Source organism: Gordonia sp. NPDC003376 (assembly GCF_053589235.1).
In genome coordinates, this window is the sequence record NZ_JBSFRM010000021.1 from 57796 (window position 1) to 78956 (window position 21161).

Annotated in this window: 22 protein-coding genes; 7 read left to right on the top strand and 15 right to left on the bottom strand. The window is 69.7% G+C overall.

Annotated elements, in window-relative coordinates; all coding sequences use genetic code 11:
* Positions 1-377 precede the first annotated feature (377 nt).
* The 6 genes from ACWDUA_RS19115 to ACWDUA_RS19140 form a co-directional block, all read right to left on the bottom strand.
* Positions 378-749 carry a GntR family transcriptional regulator gene (locus tag ACWDUA_RS19115; protein WP_449752624.1) on the bottom strand — a complete coding sequence of 124 codons (372 nt, stop codon included), beginning with the start codon at positions 747-749 and terminating at the stop codon, positions 378-380.
* Positions 749-2005 (bottom strand): arginine deiminase, encoded by a 1257-nt coding sequence (locus ACWDUA_RS19120; RefSeq protein WP_449752582.1) that lies wholly within the window; start codon positions 2003-2005, stop codon positions 749-751. Before ACWDUA_RS19120 ends, ACWDUA_RS19115 begins: the two co-directional genes overlap by 1 nt.
* A gap of 101 nt (positions 2006-2106) precedes the next feature.
* Positions 2107-3348, bottom strand: coding sequence for an MFS transporter (locus ACWDUA_RS19125; RefSeq protein ID WP_449752583.1), 1242 nt, complete (start codon positions 3346-3348; stop codon positions 2107-2109).
* The gene (locus ACWDUA_RS19130) at positions 3345-4448 is read right to left on the bottom strand and encodes a patatin-like phospholipase family protein (RefSeq protein WP_449752584.1); all 1104 of its coding nucleotides are present in this window, start codon (positions 4446-4448) and stop codon (positions 3345-3347) included. Before ACWDUA_RS19130 ends, ACWDUA_RS19125 begins: the two co-directional genes overlap by 4 nt.
* 10 nt (positions 4449-4458) lie before the next feature.
* Positions 4459-4923, bottom strand: coding sequence for a redox-sensitive transcriptional activator SoxR (gene soxR, locus ACWDUA_RS19135; RefSeq protein WP_449752585.1), 465 nt, complete (start codon positions 4921-4923; stop codon positions 4459-4461).
* Between the two features lie 19 nt (positions 4924-4942).
* Positions 4943-5812, bottom strand: a complete 870-nt coding sequence (locus ACWDUA_RS19140) for a universal stress protein (protein WP_449752586.1) — start codon at positions 5810-5812, stop codon at positions 4943-4945.
* 177 nt (positions 5813-5989) lie between these two features.
* Between ACWDUA_RS19140 and ACWDUA_RS19145 the strand changes: the two genes are divergently transcribed.
* Complete coding sequence (locus tag ACWDUA_RS19145; RefSeq protein WP_449752587.1) at positions 5990-6319, top strand: hypothetical protein; 330 nt, start codon at positions 5990-5992, stop codon at positions 6317-6319.
* A 148-nt stretch (positions 6320-6467) separates the two neighbouring features.
* Here ACWDUA_RS19145 and ACWDUA_RS19150 read toward each other — a convergent pair whose 3' ends face one another.
* The 8 genes from ACWDUA_RS19150 to mrf all read right to left on the bottom strand — a co-directional run bounded on the left by ACWDUA_RS19150 (position 6468) and on the right by mrf (position 15505).
* Positions 6468-7289, bottom strand: a complete 822-nt coding sequence (locus ACWDUA_RS19150; protein WP_449752588.1) for a protein kinase domain-containing protein — start codon at positions 7287-7289, stop codon at positions 6468-6470.
* A complete protein-coding gene (locus ACWDUA_RS19155) occupies positions 7241-9415 on the bottom strand; it encodes a cation:proton antiporter (RefSeq protein ID WP_449752589.1) in 2175 nt (724 codons plus the stop codon). Before ACWDUA_RS19155 ends, ACWDUA_RS19150 begins: the two co-directional genes overlap by 49 nt.
* 31 nt (positions 9416-9446) lie before the next feature.
* The gene (locus ACWDUA_RS19160; protein ID WP_449752590.1) at positions 9447-11138 is read right to left on the bottom strand and encodes an FHA domain-containing protein; all 1692 of its coding nucleotides are present in this window, start codon (positions 11136-11138) and stop codon (positions 9447-9449) included.
* Entirely contained in the window at positions 11135-11572 is a 438-nt protein-coding gene (locus ACWDUA_RS19165; RefSeq protein ID WP_449752591.1) for a hypothetical protein, read from the bottom strand. The genes ACWDUA_RS19160 and ACWDUA_RS19165 overlap by 4 nt, the downstream gene beginning before the upstream one ends.
* A 1-nt stretch (position 11573) precedes the next feature.
* Positions 11574-13265, bottom strand: a complete 1692-nt coding sequence (locus tag ACWDUA_RS19170) for a hypothetical protein (RefSeq protein WP_449752592.1) — start codon at positions 13263-13265, stop codon at positions 11574-11576.
* Between the two features lie 200 nt (positions 13266-13465).
* Positions 13466-13741 carry a hypothetical protein gene (locus ACWDUA_RS19175; RefSeq protein WP_449752593.1) on the bottom strand — a complete coding sequence of 92 codons (276 nt, stop codon included), beginning with the start codon at positions 13739-13741 and terminating at the stop codon, positions 13466-13468.
* Positions 13742-13898: 157 nt separating this feature from the next.
* Complete coding sequence (locus ACWDUA_RS19180) at positions 13899-14147, bottom strand: type B 50S ribosomal protein L31 (protein ID WP_449752594.1); 249 nt, start codon at positions 14145-14147, stop codon at positions 13899-13901.
* Entirely contained in the window at positions 14144-15505 is a 1362-nt protein-coding gene (mrf, locus tag ACWDUA_RS19185) for a ribosome hibernation factor-recruiting GTPase MRF (RefSeq protein ID WP_449752595.1), read from the bottom strand. The genes ACWDUA_RS19180 and mrf overlap by 4 nt, the downstream gene beginning before the upstream one ends.
* A 95-nt stretch (positions 15506-15600) precedes the next feature.
* Here mrf and rpmB point away from each other — a divergent pair, with 95 nt between their 5' ends.
* Genes rpmB through rpsR form a run of 4 tightly spaced genes read left to right on the top strand, consistent with a single transcriptional unit; the run spans position 15601 to position 16636 of the window.
* The gene (gene rpmB, locus ACWDUA_RS19190) at positions 15601-15837 is read left to right on the top strand and encodes a 50S ribosomal protein L28 (RefSeq protein ID WP_449752596.1); all 237 of its coding nucleotides are present in this window, start codon (positions 15601-15603) and stop codon (positions 15835-15837) included.
* Positions 15837-16001: a 50S ribosomal protein L33 gene (rpmG, locus tag ACWDUA_RS19195; RefSeq protein ID WP_449752597.1), complete on the top strand. Its 165-nt coding sequence runs from the start codon at positions 15837-15839 to the stop codon at positions 15999-16001. The genes rpmB and rpmG overlap by 1 nt, the downstream gene beginning before the upstream one ends.
* Entirely contained in the window at positions 16001-16306 is a 306-nt protein-coding gene (gene rpsN, locus ACWDUA_RS19200; protein ID WP_449752598.1) for a 30S ribosomal protein S14, read from the top strand. The genes rpmG and rpsN overlap by 1 nt, the downstream gene beginning before the upstream one ends.
* Before the next feature lie 57 nt (positions 16307-16363).
* Positions 16364-16636, top strand: a complete 273-nt coding sequence (gene rpsR / locus ACWDUA_RS19205; RefSeq protein WP_449752599.1) for a 30S ribosomal protein S18 — start codon at positions 16364-16366, stop codon at positions 16634-16636.
* A 6-nt stretch (positions 16637-16642) separates the two neighbouring features.
* On the opposite strand, the gene ACWDUA_RS19210 is transcribed toward rpsR, so the two are convergent.
* A complete protein-coding gene (locus tag ACWDUA_RS19210) occupies positions 16643-18430 on the bottom strand; it encodes a cation:proton antiporter (protein ID WP_449752600.1) in 1788 nt (595 codons plus the stop codon).
* Positions 18431-18603: 173 nt separating this feature from the next.
* Here ACWDUA_RS19210 and ACWDUA_RS19215 point away from each other — a divergent pair, with 173 nt between their 5' ends.
* Both ACWDUA_RS19215 and ACWDUA_RS19220 read left to right on the top strand, forming a co-directional pair.
* A complete protein-coding gene (locus ACWDUA_RS19215) occupies positions 18604-19605 on the top strand; it encodes an AurF N-oxygenase family protein (RefSeq protein ID WP_449752601.1) in 1002 nt (333 codons plus the stop codon).
* Between the two features lie 7 nt (positions 19606-19612).
* The gene (locus ACWDUA_RS19220; RefSeq protein ID WP_449752602.1) at positions 19613-21154 is read left to right on the top strand and encodes a 4Fe-4S binding protein; all 1542 of its coding nucleotides are present in this window, start codon (positions 19613-19615) and stop codon (positions 21152-21154) included.
* The last annotated feature ends 7 nt before the right edge of the window (positions 21155-21161 follow it).

Sequence of the window (21161 nt, forward strand, 5' to 3'; positions counted from 1 at the left end):
CCTCACCAGGTTTCGACACGGGTCCTCGCTCCGCTCGGTCCCGGCTCAACCACCAAGCACCACAAACCGATTGAACCAACACCGCGCCCAGCAACACGTCGAATCGAAACCCCCTCCAGCCCACGCCGGATGGCAACCACCCCAGACGCGGCTACGGACCACCCCCACCTCACCAGATTTCGACACGGGTCCTCGCTCCGCTCGGTCCCGGCTCAACCACCAAGCACCACAAACCGATTGAACCAACACCGCGCCCAGCAACATTGGGGTTCACCCCACTTCCCCACCGACACCACAGGGGCTTCGACACGGGTCCGCGCTCAACCACCAAGCACCACACACTGATCGACCCCCGACCCATGCGGGCCGGGTGTCGATCAGCGACTCCGCACGGCCTGGGTGACCAGCTCGACGATCTTGTCGTCCGAGATGCCCAGCTGCCGAAGGTTGTTCACATGCTCGACGGTGGCGTACTGTGCCGAGGCCAGGGTCGCGTCCGGGCCTGACTTGATGAACGAACCGCTACGCCCGCGGGTCTCGAGCACCCCGGCGCTCTCCAGCTCCCGATAGCTACGGGCGACGGTATTCGGTGCCACGTCCAGGTCGGCGGCCAGGGCACGGACGGTAGGGATGCGCGAACCCACCAGCAGCACACCGTCGTCGATCAGGGCGAGCACTCCGCGTCGGATCTGCTCGTAGGGAGGCTGACCGGATTCCGGGTCGAGACGCAGGTACGCGCCCAGGTCGATCACAGCGAATCCCGGGCCAGCGGGCACGACATACAACGGGGGCCACCCCGGCCCGAACCGAGCTCGCGGCCTTCGATCTCGATCACCTCGATACCCGAATCCCGCAGGCGCCGATTGGTTTCCACATTCCGGTTGTAGGACACCACCACGCCGGGCGCGATCGCGAGGGTGTTGTTGCCGTCGTCCCACTGTTCACGCTCGGCGGTCACCGGATCGAGCCCGGTGTCGATCACCCGCAGCTTCTCGATCTGCATCGCCTCGGCGGCCGCCTCCACGAACGGTCGTGCGCCGGTGACGTCGATCCGACCGTCGCCGCGTTCGGTCAGTGTGAACGCCGACATCGTCTCGCGGATGTTGGGGTACATCACCACGGCATCGACGTCGACCATCGTGCACACGGTGTCGAGATGCATGAACGCCCGCGCCTGCTCGATCGGTACGGCGAGTACCGTGTGCGCCAGCCCATCACCGAACAGGCTCTGCGCCAGGGCCTCTGCACCTGCCGGGGTGGTCCGCTCCCCCACCCCCACCGCCACCACACCGGGCCCGAGCAACAGGACGTCGCCGCCCTCGACCGGCGCGACCTGCGACTCGTAGGCGCGTCGGGCCCCGGTGAACCGGGGGTGGTGGGCGTAGATCAGGTCGGTCAGCGATGTCTCACGGATCCGTGCGGGCATGGCCAGCGAGGTGATCGCGAACCGCGGGCCGATCCAGAACGAACTGTCGCGGGTGAACAGCAGGTTGGGCAGCGGGTCGATCGCGAACTCGGGCCCGACGTGCATCACCCGCACCAGCGAGGCACGGCCGGCGTGCGGGGCCATCGGGAGCTCGTCGAAGGTCATCCCGGTCATCAGCACGTGCGCGAGCTCCGGCGCCGGCAATCCCCGCAGGTGCGCCGACAACTCGTTCGCCAGGTGCGGGCCGAGCCGACGCGCACTCACCGCTGCCGCGATGCCCTGGATGCGCGCGGCGCCGCTGTGCTCGATGGCCTCGACGAGCAGGTCACCGAGCAGGAACACGTCCACCCCGCGGGCACGGAGTTCGTCGGCGAAGGCGTCGTGTTCTTCCTGCGCACGGTCGACCCACGGCAGGCCGTCGAACAGCAGCTGGTCGCTGTTTCGCGGGGTGAGGCGCCGGAGCTCGTCACCGGGCCGGTGCAGCATCACCGCGCGGAGCCGGCCCACCTCCGAATCACTACCGAGACGGTAGGTGTCACCCGGTGCGCCGGGCGCTGTGGAGGAACCCTCATTCGCCATGGGACAACCGTAGTGCCTGGACGGTGCGCGGTCGCGCGACGACGCGGACGGGGTTCGCGCAGCCGGGGTTCATGCAGCCGGGGTTCATGCAGGGCCGGGGTTCATACAGGGCCGGGGCTGTCGGCCTCGGGGTGGCTCAACTTGGCCGGTTCCCCGACGACGGTCGGCGCGGTCTCGCGGGCGAATCCCCACACCAGGCACGCCACCGCGGCCACGGCCCCGGTGAACACGAACGCCGGACCGAATCCGATCTGCTGGGCGACGAATCCCACCACCACCGGTCCGCTGATCGCCCCGAGATCCGACGCCATGCCGTAGGCCGCGAGCGCCGAACCGCCTTGCCGGCGCTCACCGAGCACGTCGGCGAGGGCGGCCTGATGGGTCGGTGCGAACAGCCCGGATCCGACGCCGGAAAGCGCCGACAGCGCCAGTGCCACCCCGATGCCGGGGGCGAAGCCGAGCAGTGCGGTGGACACGGCCATGGTGGCGAGTCCGGGCAGCATCACGCGGCGGCGCCCGTAGCGGTCGGAGAACCGGCCGGCGAGCAGGATCGCGGAGACGTTGCCGACCGCATAGACCGCGAGCACCACACCGGCCATCGCCGCCGACTGGTCGAGCCCCTCGGTGACGAACAACGGCACCACCGCCACCCGCACCCCGATCGACGCCCAGCCCTGGGTGAAGTTGGAGGCCAGGATCGCACGATAGGCACTGTCGCGCAGCGCCGTCCGCAGGGCCGTCACCCCGTGCCGGGGTGAGGTCGAGGTCGCCGCCGTCCCGGCATCACGCAGTTGGGTGGCCACCACCACCGACGCGATCAGCAGTGCGACGCCGTACACCACGAACGGCATCCGCAACCCGAAACCGACCAGCGCCGCACCGACGAGTGGCCCGGCGATGTTGCCGATCAGGAACCCGGCGGAGAAGAACCCCGACACCCGACCGCGGATCTCGCTGGGCGACAACCGGATCAGCAGGGCCATCGCCGAGATGGAGAACATCGTGGACCCGATGCCGCCGAGTCCGCGAAAGATCAGCAACTGCACATAGTCCTGGGCGAAGGCGCACGCGAACGTGCTCACCGCGACGATCAGCAGACCGGTCAGATAGATCCGCCGCTCCCCGAGTCTCGCGACCAACTTGCCGGCGGGCGGGGCGAACAGCAGGCGCATCAACGCGAACATCGACACGACGAATGAGACTGCGGTGTAACCGACGTCGAAGCTGCGGGCGAAGCTCGGCAACGCGGGTGCGATCAGCCCGTAGCCGAGCGCGATCACCACGTTCGCGCTCAGCAGGACCCAGATACCGCGGGGGATCTGTCGCCAGGCCGGTGTGGTCACGACTGCTCGGGCAGCCGGTCGAGGGCCTCGGCGGTCAGCGTCCGACCGAGTTCGATCATCTCGGTGGCCTTGTGGAAGTCGAGGGTGCGCACCGCTTTTCGGGGCACCCGGATGAGGATGTCCGGCGGATACCCGGCGATCTGATGGCGGGTCAGCGCCACCGACATGATGTCGAGGGACCGGCTGAGCACTTCCATCCGGCCCATCGTCCGCGCCATCCGCACCTCGGGTTCGGCCGAGCGCGTGGCCGCGGGATCGGCGCGGCCGAGCTCGTCGAGCATGTCCTGATAGGGCCCGTCGGCGGTCTCGGGTGCGACGGCCGGGACGTCGAGGCCGATCCGATCGCGGACGGATCGGACGAAGTCCCCCGACAGCAGGGGTTCCATGTTGCGGCGGATGATCCCCTTGTCCTTCGGCTCCCGGTGCTCTCTGGACTCCCGGTGCTCCCTGGTCTCACCGGCGTCCTTCGACGACTGCCTGGACTCCCGATCACGGTCCTTCTCCCGCCCGCCGGGCACCCGGGTCGCCCCGGTGCCCGGTCCGCCGTCGGCGTCGAGTACCACCCCGATGGTGACGTCGCTGTTGACCGCCGACGTGGGCGCGACCGGCAGCGGGTCGAGGATGCCGCCGTCGGCGAGCAGCCGACCGTCGTAGCGGTGGGGTGCGATGACGCCGGGAATGGCGATCGAGGCGCGGATGGCGTCGACCAGTGAACCCTTCTGGAACCACACCGACCGGCCGGTGCCGAGGTCGGTGGCGACGGCGGTGAACGGGATGGCGAGGTCTTCGATCCGTGCGTCCCCGAGGATGTCGCGGACGCGGGCGACGACGCGTTCGGCGCCGATCACCCCACCCTGTCGGGACAGGGACACATCGAGCAGCCGCATCACGTCGAGCTGGGTGAGTCCGGATGCCCAGCGCACGTAGTCGTCGAGTCCGCCGCCGCAGTAGAGGCCGCCGACGAGGGCGCCCATGGACGACCCGGCGACCGATACGAGGGTGAATCCGCGGGCCTCGAGCTCGGCGATCACCCCGATGTGGGCATATCCCCGGGCGCCTCCGCTGCCCAGGGCGAGCGCGACACGGGACCCTCCTGGCATGCGGTCAACCCTATAGGTCGGCCTGATCCTGTTCGTCGAGGAGTCGGCGCGGACCGGGGCCGAGCCGGTTGAGCTCGTCGCCGGGGTTGAGCAGATGGCATGCCCCGAGAGACAGACAGCCGCAGCCCACGCAGGATCCGATCATGTCGCGGAGGCGTTCCAGGAGTGCGATGCGTGTGTCGAGGTCGTCGAGCCAGCGTCGGGAGGCCGCCTCCCACATCGCCTTCGACGGGGACTCGGTGTGGCCGAGTTCGGCGAGCACCTCGGCGATCACGCCGAGTGGGATTCCGGCGACCTGGGACGCCTTGATGAAGGCGACGCGCCGCAGCATCGCGCGGTGGTAGCGGCGCTGGTTGCCGGCGGTCCGGCGCGCGAAGATCAGTCCCTGATCCTCGTAGTACCGAACCGCCGACGGGGCGATCCCCGCTCGCAGGGCGAGCTCACCGACGGAGAGCTCGAGTTTCTTCAGGCCCATCCCTGCGAGCGTATGCCGGTCAGGCCCGAACGACCATCACCGGCAGGTTCGCGTTGTGCAGGATCTTCTGACTGGTGGAGCCGAGCATCAGACCCTTGAACCCGCCGCGGCCACGGCTGCCGACCACCACGAACTGCGCCTTGTACTTGTCGACGGCATCGAGGACGGCCTTGCCCGGCTCCTCCGGCAGCACCTCACGGATGACCTGCACGTCCGGGTAGTCCGAGTGGTATCCGGCGAGCTGCTCGGCGACTGCGGCGACGGCGTCCTGCGACATCCGCGACACCTCGTCGGGGTCGATGCCGTAACCGTGGAGGGCATCGGCGTCGAGCGGGGTCCAGGTGTGCACGGCGACCAGCTGGGTGCCACGCAGGGCCGCCTGCCGGAAGGCCTCCTTGACCGCGGCGGCGCTGACCGGCGAGTCGTCGACACCGACGACCACGGGGCCGTCGTCGCTGCCCTCGGAACCGCACACCACGACGACACGCCCGTGATGGTGGGCGGCGACGGTGGTGGAGACCGAACCGAGGAACAGGCCTCGGACGCTGCCGAGCCCGCGGGTGCCGAGCACGATCATCGCGGCGTCCTTGCCGAGTTCGAGCAGGACGCGGGCGGCGTCACCGTCGACGATCGACGAGTGCACCTCGAGCCCGGGGGCAGTCTCGTGGGCGAGCTTGGCGGCGGCGTGCACCGAGTCGGTGGCATCCTGACGAATGGCGTCGATGACGTCCTGGGGAATGATCAGACCCGGGGCGTAGTCACTGGTGCTGGCATCGTAGACCGCGACCAGCTTCAGTTCGTGGCCTTCGTACTGCGCGGTCTTCGCGGCCCACGCGACGGCCGCATTGGACGCATCCGAACCGTCAACGCCGACGAGAATGGCACTCATTTCGGTCATCTCCCTCTCGTGCTCTCACACGCTCATAACCTTGCTTCCGCTCCCCATCCTGCCCCGACATACGGGGCCCGGCAAAGTGAGGAAAGTCCTGAAATACGGCATATTTCGGCAATGTGTACGCTCGGTGATGTTCACCTTTCCGACAATCTTCCGTCCCACGAGCCGGCCATGTCCCCTGATCCGCATCACCCCCACGACCGCGGCCCCGACAGCACCGACGAGCAGGTGCGTCGCGCCGTCCGCTATGGCGTGATCGTCCTCGGCTTCGGGATCGCCACCCTCGTGGTGGCGATGCTGTCGGGCGACGGGCTGCGCACCGTGCTGGTGATCGTCGCCCCGGCGGTCGTGGGGGTCGGCGCCCTCGGGGCGCTGTGGCACACCTATCGGCAGTGGCGTGCCGGTGGCCGCTGGCAGGTCTGGCAGGGCGCGTCGTGGTTCCTGCTCGCGTCGTTCGTGGTGTTCCTGTTCGCCACCGCGCCGTTCCTGGTGTCCGGCTGACCGTCCACCCGGGCCGGCGTTGATCACCGGCCGGACGACGCCCCGATGGCGCCGTCTCGGCCGGCCGGCCGAGACGTCCGGGCGACCGCCGTCGCGGATCGATGTGGTCACGACCGGTGGCACCGGCAGCGTGGCACGACGCCGCCGATCAGCGCCGGAGGCGGTCGATCCGCTCGGCCACGTCCCCGGCTGTCGCCGGGCGTTCCCCCGACAGCGCAAGACAATTGGCGATCAGGGTGCGTTCCTGGGGATCGAGCTGGTCCGACAAGGCCGGCGGCGTCGAGAGTGCGGCGCGGATCGCCAGCAGCGGCTGTGCGTCGGGTACCTCGCCGTAGACGCCCTGACCGGTCAGCGCGCGGTGCAGCACGGCCCCGAGCGACCAGATGTCGGTGGCCCGCGACGGCGCATCCCCCGCCAGCAGAGCCGGGTCCATGTATTGCACCGCACCGGGCTGCGCGAAGCTGGTGATCGGCTCGTCGGCGGCGAGTACTCGGGCCAGGCCCAGATCCGACACCTTGCCTCCGGCACGGCCGCCGGTCTCGGTGAGCAGCACGCTCGACGGCGTGATGTTGGCGTGCGCGATCCCGGCCTCGTGCAGGGCGTCCACGCCCCGTGCAGCGTCGGCGATCGCCGCGAGCGCGACGTCGCGGGTCAGCGGATGCGTCGGCCGGGCCAGCGATCCGAGCGGGAAGTACTCCATCGCGTACATGAACTGCCCCTGCAGCACCGCGTCGTACAGCGACGCGAGGTGAGGCGAGCGCACCGCGGCGAAGGCGCGGAGCTCCCGGACACCCCGGCGGTAGGCGTCGTCGCTGCACATGCCACCGAACACCTTGAGCACCACGCGGTCGGTGGCCAGGCCCAGCCGCTCGGGCGGGACGGCCAGGTAGAAGGTGCCGTTACCGCCCTCGCCGAGTCGGCTCAGGACGGTGAAGTCGGCCAGGTGCTGCGGTACCTCGACGGTGGCCATGTCAGTGCCTCTCCGGGGATGCGGTCGGATGGGTTCGCGTTCAGATCGGATGTGGGTGCCGAGCGTTCGCCGACGCTCGGATCCACCGCCGCGACGAGCAGATCGATGCGTTGGGCGAGTGGTTCCTCACTGGTCTGCATCTGGTCGATCACGGTGAAGGCCACCGGAACCGAAGCCTGGCCGGCGTCGGCGGGCGCGATGATCAGGGTGCCGGGCAGGACCAGGACGTCGTCACGATCGGTGACCGTGACGTCGACGCCGCGTGCGGCAACCGGCGTCAGGTCGGCGGTGAGCCGACGCTTCGACCCCGAGGTCACCACGGTCAGCGCGCTGTGGGCGTGCACGGCGAGCGCGCCGGCGAGCATCACCGCGGTACGCCCGGAGCGGCGGTCGGCGGCCACACAGACCAGCGGCGCGGCGCCGGGCGACCGGCTCGGGGACGCCTGCTCGTCGACGACGACAATCGGTGCGGCGGTGACCGATTCGGTCAGCGACCGCCATTCGCTGTCCACCACGACGACGTCGGCGTTGGAGTTGTCGGCCATCTCCTGCACGTCGGCGGCGGGGTCGGCGCTGAACCGGCACAGCACCGACACCGAGGCGGCGCCGGTCAGCCGTGAGCCGAGCGCCCCCAGCTTCTCGACGGCCGACGCCATCGCCGACAGATCCGGCACCAGCGGTACCCCCAGCTCGAGACGTTCCGATCGCGCTGCGGTCGGCAGGATCCCGGCGAGGACGACGTCGGTGTCCGCGCCCGCGGCGAACGCACGCCGATGCCGCGACAGCAGGTCCTCGAGGTCGGCGTCGAGATCGGCGAGGACGATCAACGTCCGGGAGGCGGTGCCGGTGGCCAGGGCCTTGCGTTCGGCGGCGGCGATGTCCATGTCCACCACCGCGTCCGGGTACACCAGCCGCAGCAGGGGTTCGGTGAGGACGGTGGTGACCAGTGCCATCACGACCATCATCGCGAACAGCTCGTCGGAGAGGACCCCGAGTTGCTTGCCCGCGCTGAGGATCACCAGCTCGGTGAGTCCGCGGGTGTTCATCAGGACCGCGATCGCCGCCGACTGTCGGCCCGGTATCGCCGACAGCCGGGCCCCGGTGTAGGCGCCGACGAACTTGCCGCCGATCGCGACGGCCAGCACCAGCAGCAGTTGCCACCAGCCGCCGGGGCCGATGCCGGCGAGGTTCACCCCGAGACCGGTGACGACGAAGAACATCGGCAACAACAGCAGCACGCTGACCTGCTCGAGGCGTTCGAGGATGTCACGGGTCAGGTCCTCGGCGTCCACCTTCGGCATCACCGCACCGAAGACGAAGGCACCGAAGATCTGGTGGATGCCGATGAGGTCGGTGGCCGCGGCAGAGCAGAACAACCCGATCAGGATCACCGCGAGGATGTCGGGGGTCATACGTCCGGCCGCGTTGCGCCACATCAGGAGTCTGCGCAGCAGGGGCCGGATCACCAGGAACATGACGGCGGCGTAGACCAGGGTGAGTCCGAGGATCCGGGCGACGGCGAGCGGACTGCCACCCTGGATCACCGCGATCACGAAGGCGAGGCCCGACCACGCGAGGATGTCGTCGACCGCTGCGGCCGCGAGACTGAACACGCCGGGGACGGTCCGCTGCATACCGCGGTCGGTGAGGATGCGGGCGAGGACCGGAAAGGCCGTGATGGACATGGCGATGCCGAGGAACAGCGCCATCCCCAACAACCCGATCTCGGTGCCGCCGACCACGTTGTGCGACGGATAGAGCACCACCGCGAGCCCCGCGCCGAGCGCGAACGGCAGGATGATCGAGCAGATCGAGATGGTGCCCGCGGCCCGTTCCCTGCCCTTGATCAGGCGCATGTCGAGTTCGAGTCCGACGATGAACATGAACAGGACCAGGCCGATCTGCGCCAGCGCACCGAGCAGGGGCCGGACCTCCGCCGGGAACAACCATCCGCTCGGGTCGCCGGGGAGCAGCCCGAGCAGGCTGGGACCCAACGAGATCCCGGCCGCGATCTCGCCGACCACGGCCGGCTGACGCAGCCGCTGGGCGATCCATCCGCCGACGCGGGCAGCGGCGATCACCACCGCGACGTCGATCAGCAGGAATGCCACCGTGTGTTTGTCCATCATCGGGCTCCCGTCGCCCGTGGGAATGCGCTCATGTCCGGGCGTGCGGCGATTCGAAGATGAAGTGGCGGCCACCGATCCGGACATGCGAGCCGGGTGAGAGCACGTGCGGCTGGCGCGGATTCAACCGCACCTCACGGTTACCGAGGGCGGGATCGGCGACGTAGGTGCCGTTCGCCGAGCCCAGGTCGATCACCTGGACGTCCCATTCGACCAGCCGGATCTCGATGTGCCGACGCGAGAGCTGACCCGTCTCGTCGGGCACCCGGATCGGTTTGGGGGTGCCGCGTCGCCGACCACCCGAGCTACCGGGTTCCCGGCCGAGGACGAGGTCCTCGTCGAGCAGGTAGGTCGAGCCGTTGTCGAGCAGCAGCCAGCCCAACGGCGGACGTTCACCCTCGACGAGGATGCCGGTGAGCTGGTCCATGCGGATACCGCACACCCCGCACAGCCACGAGCGCGGATGATTCAGATGCCCGCGGGAGCATCGGATTCCGTGCACGTGGGCACGGGATTCGACGATCTCGACCACCTCGGTTGCCGGGCGTTTGCTCTCCTCCACCGGCAGCGGTTCGCGTTGTTCGGACGACGCGTCCTGCAGGGAGTCCACCTTGAAATCACCGAACGCGCGGTCGGCGTGCCGATGATCGGCGGGGGTCGCCGCACGCACGGGGCCGGCATGCAGCGGCTCGGCATGCAGGGGCTCCGAATGCCGCGGCTCTGGACGCAGGGCCTCGGTCTGCTGGTCCGATCCCGCGGGATCGTGGTGGCCCGGTTCCGGGAGCGCCGGGGCGGGGCGGGGCGGGGCCTTGCCCAGCGGCGCACGCCGATCGGGTTCGACGTCGACGCCTCCGAGCGATGCGGACCGGAACGGCGACGGTGGTGCAGGTGTCGGCTCGGGCTCGTCGTCCATCACCGGCATCGGTTCGGTACTCGGCGGTTCGGTACTCGGCGGTTCGGTACTCGGCGGCTCGGTGCCCGCCGGTTCTGGCACTGCCACGGGTTCCAGCACTGCCACGGGTTCCGGCACTGCCACGGGTTCCGGCACTGCCACGGGTTCCGGTGTCGCCGGGGGTTCTGGTCTCACCGGCGCTTCGGGCACCGCCGGCTCATCATGCGCTGCCGGGGTGGCCGCCTCGACGACGGGTCGTGCGAGCGGTTCGGGCACCGGCTCGTCGCGGACCGGGGCCGCGCGGGAACCCAGGTCGTGGATCTCCGTGCCCCGCAGACCGAGGGGGGTGTGCAGTAGCGCGCCGGCGGCGGGCACGAAACCCTCCACCAGGTCGTAGGTCTCCTCGCCGGGTTCGGCGGGCGTGATCCCCGACAGATACAGTCCCAGACCCTCATAGGGCCACGGGATGGCGCGGTCGAAGGGTTCGTCGCCCCCGGGCTGCAGACGGCGCCCGTCGACCTCACCGAAGACGGTGCCGCTCAGGTAGATCGCGATGCCCACACTGTCCGGCGCGGCGAACGCCACGTCGGCGGTGTGATCGAGATCTGCGGTCGCGACCAGCTGGGCCAGCGCCCGCGCGACGTGGCGCCCGCGGCGCGGCATCCGGTCGGGGACGGCCACCGACTCCTCGAGGGCGAGGATCTCGGGCACCAGGGCACGTGAGCGTTCACCGATCACGCACAGGAAGGCCGGCTTGCGGATCACGATCCCGGGACCGGGCACCAACGTCGCCGTGGGTGTCACGCTGGGACCGCCGACAGGCGCACTCAAAAGAACCGACCTCCTTGGAATCGCCAGTGCGGGAAGATCGCTCGCAGTGGACCGTTGAGCACGACCCACACCACGAGCCACGTGGTGACGAACTGGATCGAGAAGACCAGCGGCGACGGCCGCAGATCCTCGGGCAGCAGCGGGGTGTAGGCCACCACACACCAGGCGGCGATTCCCTCCGGGATGCCGGTGAGCAGGCCGAACAGCGTCGGCCAGTCCTTCTCCCACCGGAACTGCTGGAGGAGGTGGTAGAGGAACTCCCAGGCGATCCCGAGCACGATGACCACCGCGAGCACGGTGAACGCCACGCGATAGCTGGTGGCGAGGTCGGCGCCGTCGGGCAGCAGCGGACCGATGATCAGGGTCCAGACGCCGCCGACGATGGCCAGCACCAGGATCCTGGTCTGCACACGCCCCCACAGAGTCGGCAGCACGTCAGTCCACTCCCTTGCCTCGCACCCAGCGCCACCACTGTCGCGTCGACCGCCACGGTGTCAGCTTCTTGCAGAATCCTTGCCGGGCAAGGTCGTCGACGATCTCCAGGCCGGCGATCTGCAGGCCGAGGAAGGTGTCGACCCCCGGGAAGTAGCCGCCGAGGGTGGCACTTCCGGACGCGTAGATCTTGCCGTTGCCGCTGCGGCAGCCGAGCAGTTCGAAGTCGCGGCCCACATCCATCCGGCCCACCGGGTTGATCCCGGCGCCGGTGTGGTCGAGCAGGTCGGCGAGCAGCCGATGCTCGCGGACGTCGGCCTCGAGTCCGGTGCAGTCGATCACGTAGTCGGCGTAGAGCTCGAACGTCCCGTCCGGGCGTGCCTCCTGGGTGATCGACGCGTACGGGTCGACGCGGACAGTGGCCACCACACCCTGACCGCCGGGGCCCGGCACCAGGGACTCGGCCTTGCCGACGGCCACCCGGTACCAGCCCTCCCGCCGGCCGCGCCTGAGCTGTTCCTGCCAGTCCTTGCGGACCGGGGTGTTGGTGCCGCCCATCTGTTTGTAGGCGGCGGCACGCTCGTGGCCCTCGAGTCTGCGCATCCGCGCCTTGAGCTGCCCGCCCCACACCGACTTGGGATAGTTGAATCCCTGATATGCCCAGCCGTCCTTGCCTTTTCGGCGCATGAAGATATGCGGTCCGTGCGGCTTGTCGACGTAGGTCCGGAAGAGGTGCACGATCTGCGTCTGCAGGCCGAGGGCGTCGCGATCGTCGATCAGCCGCTGCAGCACCCGGGAGGCGACGATGCCGGCACCGCGGATCATCACCGTGCCCGGCCGCCGCTGCAGCGCCTGATAGACCGTCTCGTGCGGCTCGTAGGCGTTGACCACCTTGCTCGCGTCACGGTACTTCTCGCGGAATGCCTGCAGGTCGGGCAGGAGCTTGATGCCCGGATAGCCGATCGCGACGTGCACCCACTGACTGCGGAAGGCCACCCGCTTGGTGGTGTACTGCTGCGGATCGCCTTGCGCCCCGCCATGATTCGGTGTGGCGGTGCCGGGCGCGACACCGGTGCCCGCGGCCTGCGGGGTGAGGATCGTGTAGTAGCCACCCCCGGCGCGCCGCCGGATCATGCGGACCTGCCCGAGCCGAAGGCACTGCAGGTATCCGATCCGGTTGCACTCGGCCTCCATCGACTCGAAGGCGTGACCGGCGCGGGGCGTGTAGTAGTTGCTGAAGATCGGTTCGGTGCCCACGTTCCACAGCGGTTTCAGGGACTTGTCGGCCCACGCCTCGCGCACCGCATACGACGGGAACCCCCAGATGTTGTCCGGGGTGGAGGCCGAGTCCGAGCGCAGCCGCTCGGTTCTCGGGATCTGCGAGACGCGGGTCAGGTACTCGTAGGAGTGCCACGGGACGTCCTGGGGACCGAGCACCGCGATCTGTTCCAGCGGCACTCCGCAGACGCGGAGATAGTCGACGGTCACGAAGGAACCGATGCCGGAGCCGACGGTGACGAACGGGACGTCGATCACCGGGATCCCGGCCTGCTCGACCATCGCGTCGGTCCAGACGTCGGTCTCGATGAGCTCGGGCGTCAGGTCTCCCCCGGAGCGGCCGCCACGCGGCGCGGCACCCGGCGGTGGCTGCGCCGGTCGACCGGCGGGGGGTTGCGCGGGCCGCTGCGGCGGCACCTGCCGCGGCGGAACCGGCGGTTGCGCCGGACCGGGCGGGACGGGTTGGGGCGGGATATGGTGCGGCGGGACGGGTTGGGGCGGGATATGGTGCGGCGGTGCCGGGTTCGGCCGGCCCGGGCCCGGCGGTCGCCCGGGAACGGGCGCCTGCCGGGTCGGCTCGACCGGACCGGGTTGCGCGGGGTACCGCCCGCCGCCGGTCATCTCCGCCTCCGACGAGTCCGGTCGGAGACCAGACGGCCCACCACCGAGACGGCGACAGCGGCGACCACCGCCACGGCGAGCGGCGTGTCGGCCGCCGCGGGTCGGGTCCCGGGCCCGCGACCGGCCGGCGAGCCGGTGGAGACCGGGTGCCGGACCGGTTCGGCGGCCACCGATGCCATCGTCGCCGACAGCCCGGCGACGCCGACCACGAGTTCGGCCATGAACAGCCGGACCCGCCGGGCCGAGGACCGGCGCGAGTCGTGGGGACGCATGATCCTCCAGGGTGAGAGCGGGTGCGTGAATGCAAGCAACTCTAACCCGGCGGGTCCGCGTTGAACCTGCTAACCGATCGAACGGAGGACACCGTGTCGGCAGCCGTCGGAGCCTGTCTACCAGCGGTTTTGATTCACCACCGCAGGTCGACGCCGATCAGTGGCGGTCGCCGTAGCGTCGCCGGAACCGTTCCACGCGGCCCTGTGTGTCGACGAGGCGGGCGGCGCCGGTCCAGAACGGATGCGAATCGCTGGTCACGTCGACCACCACCAACGGGTAGGTGTTGCCGTCGGCCCATTCGACGGTGTCGGCCGAGGTGAGCGTCGACCGGGTCAGGAACTGTGTGCCGGTGGCAGCGTCACGGAAGACGACGGGCTGGTAGGGCGGGTGGATGCCGGGTTTCATCGGGGGTCCTCTCGGTAGGGGTCGCCGACATCGGTGTCGGGTCGGGCCGGGTCGGTGTCGGTGACGGGTAGGCGCAGGTCGGCCGGGTCGGACCGGTCGCACGGGTCGGCGTGGGCATGCCCGAAGGGATCGGGGTAGGCCATCCAGAGCGCCTGACCGTCGGCCATCTCCGCGTCGTCGAGACATGCGGCCCGCAACGCGCGGGCGATCTCGTCCGGGTCGGCGCGGTGGCACAGCACCACGACGGCGCTGTGCCGGTCACCGAACTCGGGATGCCAGCGCAGGGCGGCCAGGGCACTCCGTTCGGGATCGACGGCGGTGACGTCCTCGTCGTCCATCGTGGCGAGCCACGGACCACCGGCGCTGACCTGCAAGGCCTCACCGGCCGATTCGAGCCAGAGCGCCTCGTCGGGCCGGTTGGCCAGCCACAGCCGGCCGCGGGCGCACACCACCCCGTCGAGCAGGGCGTCGAAGGCGGCGTGCAGCCGCTCCGGGTGGAACGGCCGGTCGGAGTCGAACTCGACCATCCCGACCCCACATTCGGGTTCCAGGGGCGGTTGCCCGCGCAGCAGCGGATCGTGCGGACCGTCGATCCGGCCGCGCCTCGCGCCGGCGGGGATCGCCCGCATCAGTTGCGTCGCCATCAGAGCGGTCAGCGGCCGCTGCGGGATCTCCATGATCATCGGCGCTCCGGGCGCGAGCCGACGCAGGACGGCCATCAGCCTCGCGGTCTCCCACCGGTCCCGCATCATCGGATCGGTCCCCTGGACGACGAGCGCGTCGGCAAAGCCGACCTGACCGACGGCCACCTGGGCGAGGGTGCGCTCGTCGTCGACGGCGCCGAGTCCCGCCTCGCCGACGGTGATCTCGCCGGTGGCACTCGTCAGCCAGTCCGACTCGGCCACACACACGATCGTGGCCGAGACCTCGACGTCACGACCGGCCGGCCCGTCGACGAAGCCCGGCATGTCCGAGACCATCACCTGCTCGACCGCCCAGCTCACCGCCTCCGGCTCGAGCAATGAATCAAGATGAACCACAATGGTTTCCACCGACTCCCGACGGTGTAGACGCCGCAGCAGCGGTAGCAGATCCAGGCGTAGCGTGCACGAGACGCAACCGTGTTCGAGGGTGACCTCGGTGATGGTCTCGGTCTCCACACCCTCGAGGTCGACCGACCTGACCGTCCGCATCACCCGTCCCGACGCCACCGCCCCGAGGTCGTGATGGACCAGGGTCGTACCGGCCACGACCAGGGCATCGGCGGTACGGGCGGCCGCCGCGGCGTCGAGGCCGGCCACCAGGATCACCGGCGTGCGCGGCGCCGGGTCGGGGACGCTCGGTTCGATCTCCACCACTCACCTCTACTTTTGACAACGATTTCCATTTGGCTGCTCGCCACGGTAGCGTGCCGGATGCATTAACGCCAATCGTTACCAATAAGGAGATGGGCATGTCCGCACACTGCCAGGTGACCGGGCGCCGACCCGGCTTCGGCAAACAGGTGTCGCATTCACATCGGCGCACCAATCGCCGCTGGAACCCCAACATCCAGCGCCGCCGCTACCTGCTCCCCTCCGAGGGCCGGTACATCACACTCACCGTGAGCGCCAAGGGAATCAAGACCATCGACCGTCGCGGGATCGAGGCCGTGGTGGCCGAACTCCGGACACGCGGGGAGAAGATCTGATGGCGCGCAACGAGATCCGTCCGATCATCAAGCTACGCTCCACCGCCGGAACCGGATACACCTACGTCACCCGCAAGAACCGCCGCAACGACCCCGATCGCCTCGTGCTGCGCAAGTACGACCCCGTCGCACGCCGCCACGTCGAGTTCAAGGAGGACCGCTGATGGCCAAGAAGGCCAAGATCATCCGCAACGAACAGCGCAAGGTCACCGTCGCGCGGTACGCCGCCCGCCGGGCCCGGTACAAGCGGATCATCGCCGATCCGACGTCGGATGCCGATGCCCGCGCCGACGCCCAGCGCAGGCTCCGCGCCCTCCCCCGCGACGCCAGTCCGGTCCGCATCCGCAACCGCGACGCCGTCGACGGCCGCCCCCGCGGCTTCCTCGGCAAGGCCGGGGTGTCGCGGGTGCGGTTCCGCGAGCTCGCGCACCGCGGTGAACTCCCGGGCATCCGCAAGTCCAGCTGGTGACCCACCCACACCCACACCCACACCCACACCCACACCCACACCCACACAGGAGCATCCATGAAGAAATCGACGGGTAGGAAGCGACCCGCCCGCGACCCCAAACCGTCGGCCCGGGCGCACAACCGGCTGACCGCGCTCGGCATCACCGCATCCGGCCGGGAGCCGGTGGACTACAAGGACGTCGCCACGTTGCGGCACTTCATCTCCGACCGCGGACGCATCCGGTCGCGCCGCCTCACCGGCCTCACCCCACAACAGCAACGTCAGGTCGCCACCGCGATCCGCAATGCCCGCGAGATGGCGCTGCTGCCGTACGAGTCCCGACGGTGACGGCCCCTATCCGCCCTGCAGATCGAGACTGATCTCCTCGGCATCGAGCTGGCTGAGCACCTTCGACAACGTCTCCGACGAGTACTTGCCCTGCCGCCGCATCCGCAACAGATCCGTGCGCTGGGCCTTGATGATCTCGCGGCGCACCGCACGCATCTGGGCACGTTCGGTGTTGCTGAGCCCGAAGGTGGCCCCGGTGCCGACGCCGTCCTCGTCGTCGTCGGCCTCGCGGTTGGCCTGCTCGATGCGGTCACGCAGCCACGGGACGTGGCGGACCGTGTCCGAGTTGGCCATCACCTGCTGCACGGTCCGGTCCATCTCGGCGCGCACGCGCAGACGTTCGGCGCGGGTGTCGGCGGTGGTGTCGGGCAACCGCAGGCCGCGGATCAGCCACGAGAGCGTACCGCCCTGCAGCAGCAGCGACGCCGCCGCGACGACGAAGGCGGTGAGCACGAGCAGCGACCGTGCCGGGGTGTCGGTGGGCAGGGTCTGCGCCGCAGCCACCGTGACCACACCGCGCAGGCCCGCCCACACCACGATGGTCGCCTCCTTGGGGCCGATCGGTGCATCGTCGTAGTAGTCGATGTCGGCGAGCGCACGGGTCACCCGGGCATTGATCCGGCCCGCGGTCTCGGGCGACACCACGGTCATGTCACCGAGGTCGGGATCGCGGCGACTACCGAACCGGAAACGCCACCGCCATCGGGAGAACCTACGCCGCAACGGCCGGCTGTCCGGTTCGGTCGCGACGGTCGGCGTGGCGGTGAAACCCTCGAGTACCGGGCGCAGTGCCTCACCGCGTCGCCGCCGGCGTTCCAGCACCCCCACCAGGGGCACCACATAGACCGCCCGCACCACCAGGGTGACACCGAGCGCCGCCAGTCCCAGCCACACCGCGTGTATGACGCCGTCGTGCTCGTTGCCGACGTCGACGACGAGGCCCCACAGCTCCAGGCCCATCAAGAAGAAGACGCCGCCCTCGGCGAGCATCTCGACCATCTTCCAGTTCTGGGTGTCGGAGATCCGGTGCCGCGACGTGAGGTAGCGGACGGCCCCGGCGCCGGTGATCAGGCCTGCGGTGACCGCGGCGACCAGACCGGAACCGCCGAGTTCCTCGGTGGGCAGGTAGGCGAGGTACGGGACGGTGAACGAGATGGCCGTGTTGACCGCGGGGTCGCTGATCCGGGCACGCACCCGCAGGTTCAGCATGCCGATCACCGCACCGATCACCACGGCCACGATCACCGAGTAGAAGAAGTTGAGCACGACGCCACCGAACGAGATGGATGCGGCCATCGCGGCGACGGCCGCGCGCAGCAGTACCAGGGCCGAGGCGTCGTTGAGCAGGCTCTCCCCCTCCAGCACGGCGGTGACCCGGGACGGCACCCCGAGTTTCTTGGCGATGCCGGTGGCGACGGCGTCGGTGGGGCTGACGATGGCGCCCAGGGCCACACCGGTGGCAAGGGTAATGCCGGGGACCACCGCCCAGATGAACAACCCGAGCACGAGGGCACTGATCAGCACCAGCAGCACCGACAGCGCCGAGATCGCACCGAAGTCGCGCCGGAACTCCATGGCCGGCATCCGGACCGCGGTCGCATAGAGCAGCGGCGGCAGCACACCGACCAGGATCCACTCGGGATCGAGGTGCACCGCGGGCACCACCGGCAGGATGCCGATCACCGCGCCGATCACCACCAGGGCCAGCGCCGGCGGTACGTGCACCCTGGGGCCGAGTTCCACGACTGCGGTGATCAACAGGATCACGCCGATCACGATCAGGATCTGCTCCATGCCAGACATCGTGCCGCACATCGTCCGGCTGTCCGCGTCGGTGCCGGTCATCGCCGATCGTTACATCGGATATTGACGCATACAGTGACCCGCGTTACCGTCTATGACAACGAACATTGTCACCGTGCGGTCGCCGTCCACCGTTGCCGCCGTCACACCCGGGGAGTTCTGAGATGACCGAAGCGCTTCGCTACGAGCCCGAGAATGCCAGGTCCGACGCGGACGACGACTACCTCCAGGTCCTCGACGACCTGTCGGCCGCGTCCGTCCACCGCAACTTCGATCCCTACCTCGACATCGACTGGGATGCCCCCGAGATGGCCGTCGTCCCCGACGACCCGCGTTGGATCCTGTCGTACGAGGTCGATCCGATCGGCCGTCATCCGTGGTACCAGGCGCAGCCGCAGGACAAGCAGATCGCGATCGGCATGTGGCGGCAGGCCAACGTCGCCAAGGTGGGCCTGCAGTTCGAGTCCATCCTGATCCGCGGACTGATGCAGTACAGCTTCTCACTGCCCAACGGCGCCAAGGAGTTCCGGTACACCACGCACGAGTCGCGTGAGGAGTGCAACCACACCCTGATGTTCCAGGAGCTGGTCAACCGGGTCGGCATGGACGTGCCCGGCGCCAAGAAGTACTACCGCCGGTTCTCGCCACTGGTCCCGCTGGCCTCCACCCTCTTCCCCACCGTCTTCTTCTTCGGTGTGCTCGGCGGCGAGGAGCCGATCGACCATCTGCAGAAGGACTTCCTGCGGACCAGCGAGGACCTGCATCCGGCCATGGCCGCGGTGATGCAGCTGCACGTCGCCGAGGAGGCCCGCCACATCTCCTTCGCCCACCACCATCTGCGCGAGACCGTGCCCGCCAAGGGCCCGGTGCAGCGGTTCATGCTGTCGCTGGCGATGCCGATCACGATGCGCGTGCTGGCCGGCGCGATCATGGTGCCGCCGCGCCGGTTCCGTCGTCAGTTCGACGTCCCCGACGAGGTGATGCGCGAGATCTTCTGGAAGTCCGACGAGTCGAGGCGCGTGCTGCGCAACGTCTTCGGTGACGTGCGGATGCTCGCCGACCAGTGCGGCCTGATGAATCCGGTCTCGCGCACCCTGTGGCATACCCTGGGCGTCTCCGGTCGCAAGTCGCGCTACCGCAGCGAACCCACCTACGCCGCGAGCTGATCCACCGATGCCCCACGTCGTCACCCAGGCGTGCTGCGGCGATGCCTCGTGTGTCTACGCCTGCCCGGTGAACTGCATCCATCCGACGCCGGACGAGCCCGACTTCGGCATCGCCGAGATGCTCTACATCGACCCCGGCACGTGCGTCGATTGCGGTGCCTGCGTCAGCGCGTGCCCGGTCGGGGCGATCACCCCGTCGCATCGTCTGACACCCGGTCAGGAACGCTTCGTCGACATCAACACCGGAATGTATGTGCCACTCCCCGACCCGGCCGCACCGGATGCGTCAGATCCGTTGGGCCTCACCGCAGCCCGTTTCCCGGTCGACCCGGTCCGGCGGTTGCCGTTGGCGCCGGTGGGTCATCCCGGGCCGCTGGCCGTCGACGGTCCGGTGTCGATCGGGATCGTCGGGTCCGGTCCGTCGGCGATGTACGCCGCCGACGAGCTGCTGCGGCACCGGCAGATCTCGGTGACCATGTACGAGCGGCTCGATCGCCCGTTCGGTCTCGCCCGCTTCGGCGTCGCCCCCGACCACGGTTCCACCCGCACGGTGACGCGGCTGTTCGACGACATCGCGCGCAATCCCGCACTGGAGATCCGCCTGCGCACCGAGGTCGGCCGGGACGTCACCCTCGCCGAGCTGCGGGCCCGGCACTCGGCGGTGATCTGGGCCGGTGGCGCCCCCACCGACCGCGCGCTGACCCTGCCGGGTGCCGAGGCCGTCGGTGTCACCAGCGCGACGTCGTTCGTCGGCTGGTACAACGACCACCCCGACTTCGCCGACCTCGCCGTCGACCTGCGTGTGCAGGAGGCCGTGGTGATCGGCACCGGCAATGTGGCGCTCGACGTCGCCCGCATCCTGGTGCGCGACCCCGACGACCTGGCCGACACCCCGATCGCACGGCGGGCGCTGGCCGCTCTGCGCACGTCGACGGTGCGCCGGGTGACGCTACTCGGGCGTCGCGGTGCCGAACATGCCGCCTTCACCCTGCCGGAACTGGTGGGGCTGGTCGACGGCGGTATCCCGGTGACCATCGACGCCTGCGAGGTCCCCGACCCGACGATCACCACCGACCCCACCATCCGCGGCAAACTCGAGCTGCTGCGCGAGGTCTCCGCACGCCCGGTGCCCACCGCGCCGCACATCCGATTCGCCTTCGGCCGCACGCCGGATCACCTCGAGGTGACCGACGGCCGGGTCGGTGGCGTCGCGGTGACGCGCTCCGACGGCAGCACCGATCGTCTCGATGCGGGACTGGTACTCGGCGCGATCGGCTATCGCGGCAGGCCGGTGCCCGGCCTGCCCTTCGACGAGTCCACCGGGACGATCCGTCACGACGCCGGGCGCATCGTCGACGCCGACGGCGCCGTCCCCGGCATGTACGTCACCGGCTGGATCAAGCGGGGACCGTCCGGGTTCATCGGGACCAACAAGACCGACTCGGCCGAGACCGTCACCGCGCTGATCGCCGACCTCGAGGCCGGGCGTCTGCCGCGCACCCGGGCGCGCCGATCCCGCCGGACCCTGTTGCGCACCAGGCGCGCTTGAGTGCCAA